Here is a 15749-nt window from a genome sequence, read left to right on the forward strand (position 1 = left end):
AAGGTGGTTTCTGTGGAGATTTGCTGCGATTGCTGATTGGTGTCGACTTCTCGCAAATCAATGCCACGCGCCAGTTCGTACAAACGGCGGCCATAGCGTCCGAAATGATGCGTCAGTTCCCATTCACTGCGCAGGCGCAAGTCTGCAATGGTTTTCATTTGCAGCCGATGAAATTTTGCCAGCGTCACCCGTCCGACACCGGGAATTTTTTCCAGCGGCAGATCCTGCAAAAATGACATCACTTTGGATGGCGGAATAACACAAATTCCATTGGGTTTATTCCAGTCCGACGCAATTTTGGCCAGAAATTTATTGGGCGCCACCCCAGCAGACGCGGTGAGCGATGTCTCAAGGAAAATGTCCTCCTGTATCCGGCGGGCCACTTCTGTCGCAGACGCAATACCCTTGTTATTGACGGTGACGTCCAGATAGGCTTCATCTAGCGATAGCGGTTCAATCCGGTCAGTGTACCGCTGAAAAATGCCGCGCACCTGGCGCGACACGTCGCGGTATAAGGTAAAGTTGGGGGCGATATAAATTGCATGTGGACACAGTTCGCGTGCGCGCCTGACCGACATGGCCGACCTCAAGCCATATTTGCGCGCCTCATAGGACGCGGCAACAATCACCGAACGAATGCTGTCCCAGGCAACAACGACGGGCAAGCCTTTGAGCTGCGGATTTTCACGCAGTTCGACAGAAGCATAAAATGCGTCCATATCAATATGGACAATTTTTCGTGTCATGGATCCGGACGGTCAGTTCGTATTACAATTGCATTGTAGCGATTCCCGCTAGCTCTCATTCCAGGTACTTTAACTATCATGCAAAAATTTGTCGCATTGACTGCCCTTCTCATCGCCCTGGCCGGTTGCGGCGTATACCAAGGCCATTATAAGGGTGCACCGACCGTGCCCAGCGATGCGCCGCCGCCAACATCTTTGCTTTCTGAATAAATCATGACGAATGAACCTGGTATACAAACAAGCCTAGTTCGGGCGATCCATAACGGCATTCAGGTGTTGGCGCAAGCCAACGGTCTGGCGCTGGACATCTATTTAATTGTGGAAGACGTAGACTTTGACCGGATTCCGGCTATTTTGCCAAAAGCGCGTTTTGAGCAGGACGGCCAGATCCATGTCTCCAGCCTGGGCCTTGAAGAGGAACCGGTAGAAGATGAAATGGAATCCATTCTGGCCAATATGGACTCAGATGATACGGTTCTTTTTTTCTGTGCCAACGTCGATGCCTATGATACAGCGCTTGATTTTATCAACTACACCGGCGATCGGGCGTTTCTGCCGATCAGCTAGCGCGCTACCGCGCGTGTGCAAGCGCCAGCCAGGCCGTGGGCCGCAAGCCGTTTTATCTGGGATGTTTGATGCGCTTGCGCCGCCAGAGGGCCTGTTCGCTCTCCGGCAGGTACCTCTTCCTGCACGGCGTAAACCAAAGCGGCGGACCACGGCTTTATTATCCTGCAGCAATTCCGTCACGAATACCGATATATTTTTTTTGTCTTGTGGCACCAGCAGCCACACATGCTTTCTGGCGCGCGTCAGCGCGACATAGAACAGCCGCCGCTCATCGGCGTGCTCAAAGCCCTCCGGCTGCGGCAAAAAGCGTTCAATCACAAGGTCTGATCGCCTGCCTGAAGGAAAGCCGTAATCCCCCTTCTCCATATTCAGAATCAATACATAGTCAGCCTCCAGTCCCTTGGATGCATGCACGGTGCTGACGCTGATCTGCAAATCAGGATAGCGCACAGCGTACGCGTACAGCCTGTCGCCATCCGGCAGCAGATGCGCAAACCGCGCCAAAATAAGCACCGAGGCCTTGGGTACCGAAAGCGGTTCTCGACGACAAGCGTCGGTCTCCATGGTTGTCGTTGAACCGGTAGAAGGATCGACTGAGTCGATGGCAACGGCTGCCGACAATAACCTGGTCAGCACCGCCGCAAAGCCGGCGCGCGCCGCGATCCGAGTCGTTCTCTTGACGCCAGCCGCCAGCAAGACTGACGCAGCACAAACTCGCTGAACAAGCGCCTTGGCTGTGTGACCGGAGTCGTGATCTGCATCTGCGAGCTGCTGCACCGCGTGCTGCAGCATTGATAAAATAACCGCCAGGCCGTCCTCCTGCCGAGCGACAGTCACCACCGGCCGCATGTCATTACATGCGGCGAACAACTGCTTGCGATTCTGGAACGGGTTTTTCATCAGGAACTGGCTGCTGATGTCGCACAATGCCTGATTGAATCGGAAGGTGCAGCTCAAGGGCACGATGCGGGCCTGAGGATGAACATAGTCAGAAAATTGCGTGCTGTATCGGATCTCACTGCCTGCAAAACGATAGATGGCCTGCCAGTCGTCACCCACGCAAAAAAGTCGCAGACCTGGCCGCTGCCGCAACATGGCAGCAATCAGCGCAAAACGCGGCAGCGAGATATCCTGGAATTCATCAATCAGTATGTCACGCCAGGGAACAACAAAGCGACCGGTGGCGACATACTGCGTTGCCCGGGCGATCATATCGTCAAAATCAATTTGACCATGCGTATGCAAACGCGCTTTATAGGCCTGCGCCAGCGGCTGCACCAATGCAGTGATATTCGCAATGCGGCGCCGTTCCCACGCGTGCTTCAATTGGGCACGCTTTGTGTCCGTAACCGTCTGCGCCTGCCATTGAAGGTATAGCGGCAGCACAGTGGCTAGCGCGTCCAGCAGCGAAGACCAACGCGCAGTGCCGACCAGCGGTCGCAGGCAAGCACGATACCTGTCTGCCCTGCCGTGATTATGCGATACCCGATTATTCTGAACGCCGCTCTGAGCAGCATCGGCCCTGTCCGGCCACGCTGGTATACCACACTCAATAAACTTGCGGCTTAGCAGCTTAACCAATTGCCAGATGTCGAGCACATAGCCTGGCGCTTCCCAAAGAATGATATGACGAGTGCCATATTGACGATGAATGCGGGCAAGCCGGCTCGCCAGCGCAACAGTGGCACATTTCGCGCTGGTCGGTCTCGGGCAATCGAACACATCAACATAAACGTCTGTATCTGGCAGATAAAAAGTACTCTGGTATGGGCGGCGCCTGGCCAGAAATACGGGATGAGGATAATGTTTTCGATAGTCATACTCAATACCCATCAAGCACAGCGCATTGGCCACCAGGCAATCAAATGGACAACGTACGACTTGACCCCGAACAGCCTGTAAAAGGTGGGCCGAATACTCGGCCTGATAACTGCTGCGCTTGGCAAATTCGCATGACAATGCAAGCTCAGGTTCAATCATTGCAAAATACTCAAACAGCACGCCGGCAAAGTCGGCCGAGCGCGCTGTCAACTGCAGCATTTGCTCGTGAATAAACGCAAGCAGTTTTTGCCGGTTACCGCACAGTTCGGTCAGCACAGGCGCGCTGCCTTCGACTTCGCGTACGATACGCAAACCCAGACTATGAAAAGTGCTTGCTGCAAAGCCCTGTATCGGCCAGCGCGCAGCAAGCCGGCGTTGCAACCGATCATCAATTTCCAGCGCTGCTTCACGGGCAAACGCCAGGCAGAGAATATCGCCAGGCTTAGCCAACCCATGCGCCATGAGAAACGCCGCGCGCCCGGTCAGCGTGCTGGTCTTGCCCGTTCCGGCGCCGGCCAGAACAAGTGTCGCTGGCGCATTCGAGATACACGCCTGACGTTGCTCTGGCGTCAATGGCGTGCTTTCAATACTGTCGAACAAATCGGCATAGCGTGTCAGTAACGCTGCCGGACTGTCGTTGGTTGTCATTTTCAATGGCTGCATTCGGTGTCTGCGCTTATACCAAGCGAATGCCAACAGATTAATGAATGCAAAGCGTTAACGGGGTCATATGCGGACGTTTTTATCCCCTGGTATTTATCAGCCGCTTCGGATGCCGCGCTGTATATATCGGGTGTCGTTGCCAGAATGGCAGCGCCAATCGTCAATGGGTCGCCAGGTGGGCGCCAGACAGTATCCCTGTCCCGTATTCGTTGTTTTCGCCCTTCATTGACACCGCGTATAGTAATCAAACTGAATGCGCAATTGTCGCGCCTGTTGCAGGCACTGCGCGTACAAAGTCCACAACTGAATCAGTGCGCGATTAGAACAAAAAAACCGATAACGCAGCAACGTTATCGGTTTTCGTGTAGCCAGTAGCAGGCAGATCCTCATGATGGCATAAACAACGGCAATAATAATGCGCGCTATCTATATCAGTGGATCATCCCCATATAGCCAAGCGGCGTTATAGTGACAAGCCACAAGCCATCAGGGCTGTGGACGAGACAGATCCTGAACAGGTGCGCCACTGGTACCTTGCTGCATTGGTACTGGCTGGCCTGGCGCAGCTGGCTGAGCAGGCTGCTGCATTGGCTGCGCCGGCTGAGAAACAGGCTGACCGTCAGGGCCAATCACTGTTGTCGTGGTGGTGCCTGTAGGTGGAACGGTGCCAGCAGGAACTGTCTGAACTGGTAAGTTTTGCTGCTGAGCTTGCTCCGGCGTGACTGGCACAGTTGTCTCTGTCATGCGCAGTGTGGGCTCAACATACATATCCTGAGATTTGGCCCAGGCCGAGCGGGTATCCTTTGCCTCGCCCAACGCATGCCGGGACAGATTGTCAGATGGCGTAGCAGCGTGTACGTTTACTGTTGCTGCAGTGGCGAGAACGATCATAGCGGGAACGAGAAATTTTTTCATAGAAGTACCCCTTTAAAAGACATAAACAAAACTTATACGACTCTCATCATAACAACAGAATCACACTTGAATGTAACGGAATGCATACAAATCAAACATATCACTTCCCACAATGGGGCAAATACAGACGTTCAATTCAATACGTTACAGGATATTGTTCTACTACTATAACTGAATTTAATTAAAATAAAAGTGCGTGATTAATAATCCGATACAATACAGCCACTAGACAATACAGCCCCAACAGGAGTTCGTGAATGAAAAAAATGCTATTGCTTCTTGTTCCTATCGTGCTGGCCGGTTGTGCATCCAGTGGGCTTGACGTGACAGATCGCGGCAATTATGGCGTCAAATGTTCACCCGATGCGAAAACGCCACCGAACTGGGAAATGTGCATGCAGACCGCCCAAAAAACTTGCGGCTACCAGAAACCTGTCAATATTTCACAACATAATCCCACTGGAACTGGCACGCCAGAAGACACGTACTTCATCAATTTTCAGTGTCAATAGGCGCCAGACACCATAGCGATGTCGTCTCTTGCGCGCGTGCCTCATGTAACGGGTCTGAACGATCACCGGCACGGGCGTGAGTCGGCTTGGCTTCATAAACGGCAAGCACGCGCAGATCATTATCACGAAACAGCTGTGTCAACTCGTGCGCCGCACGCAAGCCCAGTAACTGGGCAAGGTCAGACATGATCAGCCAGATCTGGCCACCCGGCTTCAGATGTTGTCGCGCTTTTTGCAGAAAACCTTTCAGCATCTGTTCGTTCGGGTCATAGACGGCCGCATCCAGCGATGAAGTGACCTTGCCTGGTAACCAGGGCGGATTGCACACCAGCAGATCGGCGCAGCCCTCGGGGAAAAACTCAACTTCCTGCACGGTCACCTGATCGGCTAATCCGAGCCTGTCCACATTGTCCTGCGCGCAGGCCACTGCACGCGGCGACGAATCGGTGGCAATAATCCGCGTAATGCCTCGTTTGGCCAGCAGGACAGACAACACGCCCGTGCCGGTACCAATATCGACTGCACTGCGGTAGTTGTCCGGCAATGGCGCCTGCATGAGCAATGCAAGATACTCGGCGCGCGAGGGAGAGAATACGCCATAGTGCGGATGAATCCGAAAATCACAGTCGGCGATGAGCACCCCTTTGCGGCGCCATTCATACGCACCGACAACGCCAAGTAATTCTCTTAACGACACCAGCATGGGCGGATGCTCTGACCCGTACACCTGCAGCATCGCCTGCTCCCAGGCCGGCGCCCTGCGTAGTGCAATCGCATTGTCAGATTCGAGCCGGATAAGCAGCAGACCCAGCAGGCGCGCCCGCTGCGCCTGCTGCATCCGGTATCGATGAAAACGCGCCGCAATAGGCTCAGCGCCATGATCGGCTTTGGTCTTTCGGTCCAGACGACGCCCCAAAGCCTGCAGCAATTGCCTGCCATTCTGGAAATCACCCCGCCACAGCAAACCGATGCCATTACGCATTTTTTTCAAGGCCTGATCGGCCCGCATTGTATCGTCGGCATACTCCAGAGAGGTTGGCGCAGCGAAGCCGGCTTCGGAATGCCAGACAGCCGTTTGCTCGCCATCAGGCAGGATTTGGCTCAACCCCTGAGTGCTGCTCTCGGTCTGTTCGGTATTCATTTATTCAATTTCCTTAGATTGCATATGCTGCTGTTTATCGCCGGCCAAACGACTTTTATGCTTGTTCTTGCGTTGCCTGCATGCGGTTGAAGTGCTGGATGTGCTGGAAAGCGCCCAGACGGCCAATCCCCAATCAGCACGCCAAACCGGACAAACAAGGCATTGTGCCATAAAACACGCCTGGTACTGCCTTTGTTACAGCACGTAGTGGCCCGGTATTGGTTGTACACCCAACAAAGTTCGTCGAGCACGGTAACCGGTTGCATTTTGGATTTGCCTTCATGACGAAAATGAAGAATACCGAGGGCATGCCATTACTTACAGAGTACTGAATAAATTCATGATAAATTATCAAGATGATTCGCACGCCAGGCATCAGTGTATCGCCTTGCCATCACTTTTTTTTCGGGAGTATATTGAATGACCTTTGTATTACGTAACGCTGCTATTTCCGCTGCCCTGCTCTGCGGCATAGCTGGCACGGTCCATGCTGAAACGGCAAACTATGAAGTGGAACCGACCCACACATTTGTGACCGTGGAGGTCATGCATTTTAAGACTTCGACACTGCGCATTCGCTTTGATGACGTCCAAGGCACCATTGCCGCTGATGCCAAGCAAAACAAGGGAAACGCCGATATAAAAATAAAGGCCGGATCGGTCAATTCAGGCACCAAGGATTTTGATGATCATTTGAAGTCTGCCGATTTTTTCAACGCCGAAAAATATCCTGAAATCACGTTTGCCGGGAAGTCGTTTGAATACAAGAGTGACAAACTCGCCACGGTAGGTGGCGACCTTACCCTGCTGGGCCAGACTCATCCGGTGACGTTGAAAAATACCAATTACAATTGCTATTTCCAGCCCGTTCTGAAAAAGAACATCTGCGGTGGCGATTTCGAAACCACAATCAAACGCTCAGAATGGGGCATGAACTGGGGTATCGACATGGGCATTCCCGATGAAGTCAAAATACTTGTCCAGATTGAAGCCATCGTCAAATAACAGGTAACGCATTTTCCTGTGAAGAACAGGATAATGCACTTGCAAGAAACCATGCGCAGTTTTTCGTTTGACTGGCAACCCTGCAATAGCCGCCGATCTGAACGGCGGCTATTTTTATGCGCTGACTACCCTCAGACTACCCTCTGATTACCCTCTGATTACCCTCCGATTACCCCCTGGTTACCCCCTTGACTTTTTCCGCCCTGACTTCCTCTCTGGCTCGCCCGTCACACAGACTGCGACCCATGCAATGGCGACAATGCCATCGCATGCCTGAAAAACCTTTTGTCATAGGCCACCCCAGCTCACATTTCATTCATAATATTTCTCTTTGTATCAATTCTAAAGTTGTATATACTTTTGCGCAGGCGGGTTCCCCTCTCTAGCTAACGTTTCTTGCTTCAGGAAAATTCGAACATGACTTCAATAGTGAAAAAGACAGCCGTTATCACAGCCTTGATTTTTTTGGCAGCCTGCTCGTTTAGCCAGAGTGATCCCTATGCTGAGTTCACCGCACAGGAACTGGAGTCGGACAAAGCCATAACCGCAACGCCAGCAGCCTTCGCCGATAAATATCCGCCCGCCTCGGTGAGCCGCTGCGAAGCCATGACGCATGAATCCTACGAGAAAGGGACGCGATGCTATCGGGTGATCAATCGCAATTGGGATCGCGACTACAAACAGGCATATGACAATACTGACAAGCGTACCCGCCCCGTGTTAAAACGATACCATTCCAGTTTCTCTTCGTATTACCTGGCTCCCACAACCCCGGCCAGGCAAAGAGCCGCTGAACGGGCTTATGAACAACTGCAGCGCCGTATCGGCTCCTGAGTACAGGCCAGGCAGACTGAACGCGCAGAGCATAGCGGTCTGCCTAAGCCGAGGGTTGCTGTTTACAAGGAGCAACACATGTCATATCAGGGAAGCTGCCAATGCAGCGCCGTTACGTTTACAGTCAATGCAGACTTGCCCAAACAGGCAGTCAGTTGCAATTGCTCGATTTGCAGGCGTAACGGCTCATTGCTCACCTTCGTACCAGAAGCGCAATTCGAGTTGCATAGTGGCAGTGAGCTACTTAACACCTACGAATTCAATAAACACAAAATCCAGCATCAATTCTGCCAGCGCTGCGGTATCCAGTCATTTTCCAGTGGGCTGCTGCCCGATGGTACCCGCAGCTATGCCGTCAATTTGCGCTGTGTGCCTGAAGCAGATCTGGATGCGCTTGAGCTCCAGCATTTTGACGGGGCATCCGCTTAACATCGTTTGCAGGTGTTGAATTTTCTATCACTCCTGAATTGAATCTACACCTGCACGATATTAGCTGCCAATCTGGCCAACGATCCTGCATATCAAGGTATCATGCTCACGTATGCGCAAAAAATGCTGTCGTGGCGCATGCGTTACATGGAGCGCACTTTGACCGCTTATACGGCATCACCTACAGGACTCTTGAAACGTGCTTAATACACTCCCGGCAGGTTTAAAACTGCATTCCCTATTGACGCAGGACGACGTCCGCGGACTGGTGTTCGACCTGGACGGCACCATCATCGATAGCGCGCCAGACATCATTCAGGGCATGCGCCTGACGTTCGAGCAGGCCGGACTGGACCAGCTACCGTCCGACTATTTTCCTGATGACCTGCATGGCACACGTGACGGTATCATGCGAAGTATTATCGCCGACATGGGGTGGCAGGTACCCGCAGATTTTGAATCTCTAAAAACCCGCTTTGTGCAAAATTACGCGGCTTTGGATCATATGAACACCTCTGTCTATGCAGGTGCTCAGGACGTGTTGGAAGCATGTCGCGATGCCGCTCTCCCTATGGGCATCTGTACCAACAAGATCTACGAAAGCGCGGTGTCCGCGACCCACAAAATGGGTATTCATGGATTGTTTGACTACATCAGCGGCTCCGACTCCTGGAGTCAGGCGAAGCCATCTCCCGTCCCCCTACTGGAAACAATCCGTATGTTAGGCCTAAAGCCTGAGCAATGCCTGTATTTTGGCGACACCTCGGTCGATGCAGAATGCGCACGCGATGCCGGCGTACGCTTTGTACTTCACACTGCAGGATATGGTGGCTCGTCGCTCAATGACACACCGAGGGATTTTATGTTTCAGCGGTGGGATGAGCTATTGGCTGCCTAAGGCTTTTGGGCTGCCTGGCCATAGATAGAGCGATATCCACGTAAAGCAACGGGGGCGATGCGATGCATAAACCATGCAGCATATCGCCCCAACCGTTGAAAGGCACGTCCTTACGTTCACGCTAACCTGACAAGTGCGGCATATCACCCTACCCGCGCATCTCAGAAACCGCATCCTCCAATACCATATCTGCCCCTTTCTCCGCGATCATCATCACAGCTCCCTGAGTATTACCTGAGACCATCGCAGGCATCACTGAGGCATCGATCACACGCAGACCAGACAATCCATTCACACGCAGACGCAGATCGGTAACCGCATCGGGATCAGAGCCCATTCGACAGGTACCAATGGGGTGATAAATCGTTTGTCCGTTATGCCGGGCGAAATCCAGCCATTGATCGAACGTGTCGACCGTCTTTCCCGGACTCATTTCATTGTCGACATAAGGCCGCAACGCAGGCTGCTCAACAATACGTCGTGCGATCTGCATACCCCGCACAAGCGACTCACAATCAACGCCTGTACTCAGGAAATTAGGCCGAATAGCCGGTGGCGTCATCGGATCCGGTGACTTGATATGAATCGCCCCGACAGACTGTGGCCGCAGCTGCGCTACACCAATCGTCATGCCAGGCGCGTGGTCCAAAATGCGTTCAGCGGCATTCGCATAACTGGCATGCACGAAAAAATACTGCACGTCGGGGCGCGCCAATTGAGGATTCGTTTTGATAAAGCCGTGCACAAGGCCCGTGCCGAGCGTCAGGATACCCTTGCGGCGCGTATAGTAGCGTGCTACCTGTTGCGCCAGTCGCCAGCCGCGTGACATCTCATTTAAGGTCACGGTATTTTTGACGCGCCAGTTCATACGCGTGGCAAAGTGATCGATGTAGTTTTCCCCCACCGCCGGCAGCGAATGCACCACATTGATGCCATAGGATTTCAATAAATCAGGGTTGCCCACACCTGACAGCTCAAGCAGCTGAGGCGTCTGTATCGACCCTAAACAAAGAAGGGTTTCACGCCCGGCCCGAACTTCAATCGTTTGCCCAGCACGACGATACACCAGCCCGACGCAACGCTTGCCCTCGAAAATCAGCCGCTCGACATGCGCGCCACTGATGACCTGTAGATTAGAGCGTGACACCGCGGGTTTCAGATAACCATTGAATGCGCTCCACCGTTGACCACGATGTTGCAGCACCTGATAATAGCCCACGCCTTCTTGATCACCACTGTTGTAATCTGAATTTAAAGGGTGCCCGTCTTCACGCGCGGCTTCCAGAAATGCATCGGATACCGGAAAGCGCTCTTTGACCTCTTCAAGATGCATCGGCCCCTGCGTGCCGCGTCCTGCACCGCCTTTCTCGTAATTTTCAAGCTTGATAAAGTACTTCTCAACGTCCTTGAAGGCCCACCCATGTGCGCCCGCAGCAGCCCAGCCGTCGTAGTCTTGGGGCTGACCGCGCACGTAGATCATGCCGTTAATCAGCGTCGAACCACCCAGGCCTTTCCCCCTGGGCACGGAAATCACGCGGTCGTGCGTATTAGGCTCGGGCTCGGTTTGAAAGCGCCAGTTAAATACTGGATTGGTGAGCAACTTACTAAAGCCCGCCGGGATCGAAATCCACATGCTGTTAGCGTCGTTCCCCGCTTCCAGCAACAACACACGATATTTACCATCAGCAGTCAGGCGGTTGGCAAGAATACACCCCGCCGTGCCGCCACCAGCAATGATGAAGTCGTAATCTGCCCTGTTCTCGTTCATACCCGTTACTCAGCATCCACGCCCAGAAACTCAGCCATCAGTGCAATCTGACCGGCCAGCATCGGGGCACCGTTGTGAATAGCACAACCTTTGGCTTGCGCTGCCTTGAGCAAGGCGGTGTCGGCAGGCTGCATGATAATTTCGCATACCAGCTGTGTCGGTTCCAGTTTTGACGTATCAAGCGGCAGTGGATCGCCCTCGGCTAAACCCAGGGATGTGGCATTAACAACCAGATCGTGACCCGACGGATCGGCCGTGCCAACACGCACCACGGCATCGGGATAAAGCGATTTGATTCGTTCCAGCAGATCCTGTGCGCGTGCGGTGGTGCGATTGGCGATGGTCAGTTGCGATACCCCGGCCTGCACGAGCGCGAAACCGATCGCATTCGCCGCCCCGCCCGCTCCCGCCAGATAGGCCGATTTACCTTTGATCGCTCTGCCCGCGTCCTTCAGGCCACGCACGAAACCCTCACCATCGAGCATCGTGGCCACCAATCGGCCATCGGCCTCGCGACGTACCACATTGGCGGCACCGATAAGCCGGGTAGCCTCAGAGGCATCGTCGCACAATGCCAGCACCGCCGTCTTGTGCGGTACGGTCACGATCACGCCAAGCAGATTTTCCAGGTTACGCAGACCGTTAACCGTAGCGGCCAGGTGAGCGGGTTTGGTATGCATGGGCACCAACACGCCGTCATAACCCACAGTCGACAAATGTTCATTCATGCGCTGTGGCGTTTTTACGTGATGAATAGGATCGGCCAAAATGCCAATCAGCTTGGTGGTACCGGTAATTTCTTTCATGATCTGTATTCCTTACAAATTAGCGCTTGCGCAATTGCTCGAGAGCCACCTGTTCAATACCGGCCGCATCCAGTTTGTAATGCGCGTAAAGCGTATTTGGCGGCGCAATTAAACTGTATTCATCGTTAATACCGTGACGGAATAGGCGCGTACCCGTTCCCTCATCGGCCAGGACTTCGGCAACGGCTGACCCCAGCCCACCCAGCACATTATGCTCTTCGGCCGTGATCAATAATGTAGACTGCGTGGCCGCTTTGATGACTGCGTCACGGTCCAGCGGCTTGATCGTCGGCATGTCAATCACGCCGACGGAATAACCAGCCGCCGTTAATGCCGTTGCGGCTGCAAGCGCCGCATGCACGGTAATACCGCAAGCAATGAGTGTTAAGTCAGTACCTTCCGAATGAACAATGGCACAACCGAATTCAAAGGGCGTACCGTCAGCATACACCTGCGGGTCGCGGCCACGACCAATACGGAAATAAATGGGCTCTGGCCATGACGCCGACGCCTTGATCGCTGCGGCCAGTTGTGGGCCATCAGCGGGCGACACCACCGTCAAGCCGGCAATCGCACGCATCGTGGAAATATCCTCGGTCGCATGGTGTGACGTACCATAAAAACCCAGGCTAATACCAGTGTGGTGGCCGATAAGCCTGACCGGCAATTGCGTATAGGCTACATCCATGCGAATTTGTTCGCAGCACAGCAGTCCCATGAACGACGCAAAGGTGGCGACAAACGGCATATGTCCGCAAGTCGCCAACCCGGCAGCGGCAGACACCATGTTTTGTTCAGAGATACCAAACTGCACGTAACGCTCAGGAAACGCGGCAGCAAAACGATTGAGGCCGTTGGAATACTGTAAATCAGCAGACCCGGCCACAACAGGGTGACCGGCATCGGCCAGTGCAATTAACCCCTCTGACAAATAGTTCAGACCAGGGTTGACGGCATTCAGAGCGCGATACTGCCACGAATCAGAGGACGTAATTTGTGCGGTATGAGCGCCCGCGTCTGCGGACAGGTGTGATGCAGTCATGTTAGATCTCCCGGCTCATAATTTCTTCGATGGCGGCGGTTGCGTCGTCTGGAGCGAGATAACCCAAATGCCAACCTGGCTCGGTCTCCATAAAAGAGACGCCCTTTCCTTTGACGGTCTTGGCGATGATGCAGGCGGGTTTTTCGCGCTGCTTGTCGGCTTTCAGGGTACGCAGCAAGGTCGTTAAATCTTGCAGGTTATGGCCGTCGACTTCGTGCACCTCCCAGCCAAACGCAGCCCATTTTTCCTTTAACGACTCGACGCCCATCACGTCATCCACTTTACCGTCGAGCTGAAAACCGTTGCGATCAACAATGGCAATCAACTTGCTCAGTTTGTTGTGAGCCGCAAACAACGCGGCCTCCCACACCTGGCCCTCTTGCATTTCACCATCGCCCAGCATGACGAAGACGTTGAAATCCTGCTTGTTAAGTCGTCCTCCGACCGCCATCCCAACACCATTGGATAAGGCGTGGCCAATAGAGCCTGAGCTGAAATCAACGCCAGGCACCTTGGTCATGTCGGGATGATCGCCCAACGGGCTACCCAGTCGGGTATAGCCATTGAGCAGTGATGCGGGAATGAAGTCGTGATCAGCCAAGATGGGGAACAGGCCAACGGCGGCATGCCCCTTTCCCATCAGGAATCGGTCACGTTCAGGCCAGGCGGGCTCACCCCGCCTGATGTTCATGACGTCGTAATACAGCGCCGCAAATATCTCGGCGCAGGAAAAGACCGAGCTGTAGTGCCCGATCTTTGCGATTTCGATCAAACGGATCGTTTCTAGACGTACAAAGCGGGCTTTGTCACGTAAGACCTGGATCTCCTCCACGGTCAAAGTCTGAGGCTCATGCGGCATAACGCTGTCCTTGTTGTTTAAAATATATGATATATAATATAGCCAATCTGGCGCTTTGTGACAACGACAAGATAAAATTCTTTATCGCGTCCGCATCAAGTCACAGCAAACTTACGACATGTCTAATCTCAAACCCATTAAAAAAGAAAATCTGTCTGTCCGGGTCTACAACGAAATCCGCAGTGCGTTGATCGATGGACAGTACGAGCCAGGTGACCGCCTGATCATAGGAGAGCTGGCGCAAGCATTGGGGGTTTCAATCACCCCAGTTCGCGAAGCGATCTTTCGCTTAATCAGCGAACAGGGTCTGGAGATGCAGGCCGCTACCTCGGTCTATGTCCCCTACGTGAGTTCGGAAAAATTGTGGGAAATACAACAGATTCGTTTTCACCTTGAAGGCCTGGCCGCATCAGAAGCGGCAAAAAAAATCACCCGCAAGCAGCTTGATGCCCTCATCGCCTTGCAACGTGATTTCATCGCACACACAGCCTCTGATCCAAAACGCGCCAGCTACTTGAATCGCAAATTTCACTTCGCCATTCTTGAAGCAAGCGGCATGCCTACACTGCAAGCGACCGTAGAAGCGTTCTGGGTCGTGACCGGACCCATCCTGAAGATTTTTCACATCAAGACAGCAGGATTGGATTATTCCAGCGATCACCATCGTCACGAAGCCGTGCTGGCCGCATTTGAAGCGCGCGACTCGGCCGCAGCCACCAGAGCCATCCAGGACGATCTGATGTGGGGCGGCAAGATCATGTTCGACTGGCTGGTCGAGAAAGAAAAAGAGCAAGAGCAAAAACCGGCCGTACAGGCCAAACGATTACGCAAGTGAGGAGACAACATGTTGCGCGTATTTGGAAGCCCGAGCCGCTATATACAAGGCCCGGACGCTATTGAGGTGCTCGGCCAATCGGCTGCCCTGTTCGGGAGCCAGGCCGCATTGATTATTGATGGTTACGTACATGGCCTGATGGGTGACAAGCTCCATGCGCTATGCAGCGCGCATGGCGTGACCCTGCACGACATGGTGCTCAATAGCGATCTTACGCCGGAGGTCGTTGTATCCTTATGCAAGCAGGCGGCCGACGTCGCCCCGACCCTCGTGATTGCCGTCGGCGGTGGCAAATCGCTGGACGCGGGCAAAGCCGTTGCCCGGGCCATGCATTGCCATCTGATTACCGTGCCGACGGTCGCCTCTAACGATGCGCCCACCAGCAAGAACTACGTTTTGTATGACGCGCATCATCACTTGGTCGCAGTCGAACATATGCTGTTCAATCCAACCATGGTTCTTGTCGACACCGCACTCATTGCCACAGCCCCCGCGCATTTCTTCCGCGCCGGCTTGGGTGATGCGATCTCCAAGAAATTTGAAGCCGCCCAGTGTGCCCGCAATGACGGCAGAAATATATTTGATGCCCGCCCAACGGCGACGGCACAATTGATTGCTGATGGATGCGCCAGGACGCTGCTTAAATTTGGTGAGGCTGCGCTCGAAGCCGCCGGTACAGGCGTGCCTACGCCGGCTTTCGAGCGCACGGTCGAAGCGTTGATCCTGATGAGTGGCCTGGGCTTTGAAAGTGGCGGACTCTCGCTGGCACACGCCTTAACGCGCGGGCTGCCACACATCACGGGCGTTGGCCCTGCGCTGCATGGTTTGCAAGTGGCGGTGGGTTTGCTGATCCAACTCGATTTGGAAAATCGCGCGGACGATACGCTCGCCGAACTCAGGCAATGGTA

At 53.7% G+C, this 15749-nt stretch carries 16 protein-coding genes; 8 read left to right on the forward strand and 8 right to left on the reverse strand.

The annotated features are described in order from the left end of the window. On the reverse strand, nt 1–746 hold a 746-nt coding region (gene dinB / locus ACTIKR_RS10880; RefSeq protein WP_442327836.1), incomplete at its 3' end, for a DNA polymerase IV. A gap of 213 nt (nt 747–959) precedes the next feature. Here dinB and ACTIKR_RS10885 point away from each other — a divergent pair. Next, nucleotides 960–1313 (forward strand): hypothetical protein, encoded by a 354-nt coding sequence (locus ACTIKR_RS10885; RefSeq protein WP_442327837.1) that lies wholly within the window; start codon nt 960–962, stop codon nt 1311–1313. On the opposite strand, the gene ACTIKR_RS10890 is transcribed toward ACTIKR_RS10885, so the two are convergent. Both ACTIKR_RS10890 and ACTIKR_RS10895 read right to left on the reverse strand, forming a co-directional pair. Continuing rightward, entirely contained in the window at nt 1209–3797 is a 2589-nt protein-coding gene (locus ACTIKR_RS10890) for a UvrD-helicase domain-containing protein (RefSeq protein WP_442327838.1), read from the reverse strand. The two genes, ACTIKR_RS10885 and ACTIKR_RS10890, sit on opposite strands and share 105 nt — an antisense overlap. Before the next feature lie 486 nt (nt 3798–4283). Further along, nucleotides 4284–4712, reverse strand: a complete 429-nt coding sequence (locus ACTIKR_RS10895) for a hypothetical protein (RefSeq protein ID WP_193086773.1) — start codon at nt 4710–4712, stop codon at nt 4284–4286. A 257-nt stretch (nt 4713–4969) separates the two neighbouring features. On the opposite strand from ACTIKR_RS10895, the gene ACTIKR_RS10900 reads away from it, so the two are divergent. After that, a complete protein-coding gene (locus tag ACTIKR_RS10900) occupies nt 4970–5224 on the forward strand; it encodes a hypothetical protein (RefSeq protein ID WP_442327839.1) in 255 nt (84 codons plus the stop codon). Here ACTIKR_RS10900 and ACTIKR_RS10905 read toward each other — a convergent pair. Next, complete coding sequence (locus ACTIKR_RS10905; protein ID WP_442327840.1) at nt 5205–6365, reverse strand: methyltransferase; 1161 nt, start codon at nt 6363–6365, stop codon at nt 5205–5207. The two genes, ACTIKR_RS10900 and ACTIKR_RS10905, sit on opposite strands and share 20 nt — an antisense overlap. 420 nt (nt 6366–6785) lie before the next feature. Between ACTIKR_RS10905 and ACTIKR_RS10910 the strand changes: the two genes are divergently transcribed. From ACTIKR_RS10910 to ACTIKR_RS10925, 4 genes are all read left to right on the forward strand, one after another. Continuing rightward, nucleotides 6786–7370, forward strand: coding sequence for a YceI family protein (locus ACTIKR_RS10910; RefSeq protein ID WP_442327841.1), 585 nt, complete (start codon nt 6786–6788; stop codon nt 7368–7370). A gap of 417 nt (nt 7371–7787) precedes the next feature. Then, the gene (locus ACTIKR_RS10915) at nt 7788–8204 is read left to right on the forward strand and encodes a hypothetical protein (RefSeq protein WP_442327842.1); all 417 of its coding nucleotides are present in this window, start codon (nt 7788–7790) and stop codon (nt 8202–8204) included. A gap of 78 nt (nt 8205–8282) precedes the next feature. Further along, nucleotides 8283–8633, forward strand: a complete 351-nt coding sequence (locus ACTIKR_RS10920) for a GFA family protein (protein ID WP_442327843.1) — start codon at nt 8283–8285, stop codon at nt 8631–8633. Nucleotides 8634–8874: 241 nt separating this feature from the next. Further along, nucleotides 8875–9531 carry an HAD family hydrolase gene (locus ACTIKR_RS10925; protein WP_442327844.1) on the forward strand — a complete coding sequence of 219 codons (657 nt, stop codon included), beginning with the start codon at nt 8875–8877 and terminating at the stop codon, nt 9529–9531. Nucleotides 9532–9679: 148 nt separating this feature from the next. On the opposite strand, the gene ACTIKR_RS10930 is transcribed toward ACTIKR_RS10925, so the two are convergent. Genes ACTIKR_RS10930 through ACTIKR_RS10945 form a run of 4 tightly spaced genes read right to left on the reverse strand, consistent with a single transcriptional unit; the run spans nt 9680 to nt 14006 of the window. Then, on the reverse strand, nt 9680–11299 hold the full coding sequence (locus tag ACTIKR_RS10930) for a GMC family oxidoreductase (RefSeq protein WP_442327845.1): 1620 nt from the start codon (nt 11297–11299) through the stop codon (nt 9680–9682). Nucleotides 11300–11304: 5 nt separating this feature from the next. Continuing rightward, nucleotides 11305–12105, reverse strand: coding sequence for a shikimate dehydrogenase family protein (locus ACTIKR_RS10935; protein ID WP_442327846.1), 801 nt, complete (start codon nt 12103–12105; stop codon nt 11305–11307). A 19-nt stretch (nt 12106–12124) separates the two neighbouring features. Beyond that, nucleotides 12125–13147: a transketolase family protein gene (locus tag ACTIKR_RS10940; protein WP_442327847.1), complete on the reverse strand. Its 1023-nt coding sequence runs from the start codon at nt 13145–13147 to the stop codon at nt 12125–12127. Nucleotide 13148: 1 nt separating this feature from the next. Next, the gene (locus ACTIKR_RS10945) at nt 13149–14006 is read right to left on the reverse strand and encodes a transketolase (protein ID WP_442327848.1); all 858 of its coding nucleotides are present in this window, start codon (nt 14004–14006) and stop codon (nt 13149–13151) included. A gap of 118 nt (nt 14007–14124) precedes the next feature. Between ACTIKR_RS10945 and ACTIKR_RS10950 the strand changes: the two genes are divergently transcribed. Together ACTIKR_RS10950 and ACTIKR_RS10955 are read left to right on the forward strand one after the other, a co-directional pair. Beyond that, the gene (locus ACTIKR_RS10950; RefSeq protein ID WP_442327849.1) at nt 14125–14841 is read left to right on the forward strand and encodes a GntR family transcriptional regulator; all 717 of its coding nucleotides are present in this window, start codon (nt 14125–14127) and stop codon (nt 14839–14841) included. A gap of 9 nt (nt 14842–14850) precedes the next feature. Beyond that, nucleotides 14851–15749, forward strand: an 899-nt coding sequence (locus tag ACTIKR_RS10955) for an iron-containing alcohol dehydrogenase (protein ID WP_442327850.1), incomplete at its 3' end; no start/stop codon positions are given.

Source organism: Advenella sp., from assembly GCF_052108595.1.
In the GTDB taxonomy this organism is placed as follows: Bacteria; Pseudomonadota; Gammaproteobacteria; order Burkholderiales; family Burkholderiaceae_B; genus Advenella.

Coding starts and splice junctions, on each gene's coding strand:
- ACTIKR_RS10900 (WP_442327839.1), top strand. CDS start 4,970: ATGAAAAAAATGCTATTGCTTCTTGTTCCTATCGTGCTGGCCGGTTGT.
- ACTIKR_RS10885 (WP_442327837.1), top strand. CDS start 960: ATGACGAATGAACCTGGTATACAAACAAGCCTAGTTCGGGCGATCCAT.
- ACTIKR_RS10930 (WP_442327845.1), bottom strand. CDS start 11,299: ATGAACGAGAACAGGGCAGATTACGACTTCATCATTGCTGGTGGCGGC.
- ACTIKR_RS10890 (WP_442327838.1), bottom strand. CDS start 3,797: ATGCAGCCATTGAAAATGACAACCAACGACAGTCCGGCAGCGTTACTG.
- ACTIKR_RS10945 (WP_442327848.1), bottom strand. CDS start 14,006: ATGCCGCATGAGCCTCAGACTTTGACCGTGGAGGAGATCCAGGTCTTA.
- ACTIKR_RS10915 (WP_442327842.1), top strand. CDS start 7,788: ATGACTTCAATAGTGAAAAAGACAGCCGTTATCACAGCCTTGATTTTT.
- ACTIKR_RS10905 (WP_442327840.1), bottom strand. CDS start 6,365: ATGAATACCGAACAGACCGAGAGCAGCACTCAGGGGTTGAGCCAAATC.
- ACTIKR_RS10910 (WP_442327841.1), top strand. CDS start 6,786: ATGACCTTTGTATTACGTAACGCTGCTATTTCCGCTGCCCTGCTCTGC.
- ACTIKR_RS10940 (WP_442327847.1), bottom strand. CDS start 13,147: ATGACTGCATCACACCTGTCCGCAGACGCGGGCGCTCATACCGCACAA.
- ACTIKR_RS10935 (WP_442327846.1), bottom strand. CDS start 12,105: ATGAAAGAAATTACCGGTACCACCAAGCTGATTGGCATTTTGGCCGAT.
- ACTIKR_RS10920 (WP_442327843.1), top strand. CDS start 8,283: ATGTCATATCAGGGAAGCTGCCAATGCAGCGCCGTTACGTTTACAGTC.
- ACTIKR_RS10950 (WP_442327849.1), top strand. CDS start 14,125: ATGTCTAATCTCAAACCCATTAAAAAAGAAAATCTGTCTGTCCGGGTC.
- ACTIKR_RS10895 (WP_193086773.1), bottom strand. CDS start 4,712: ATGAAAAAATTTCTCGTTCCCGCTATGATCGTTCTCGCCACTGCAGCA.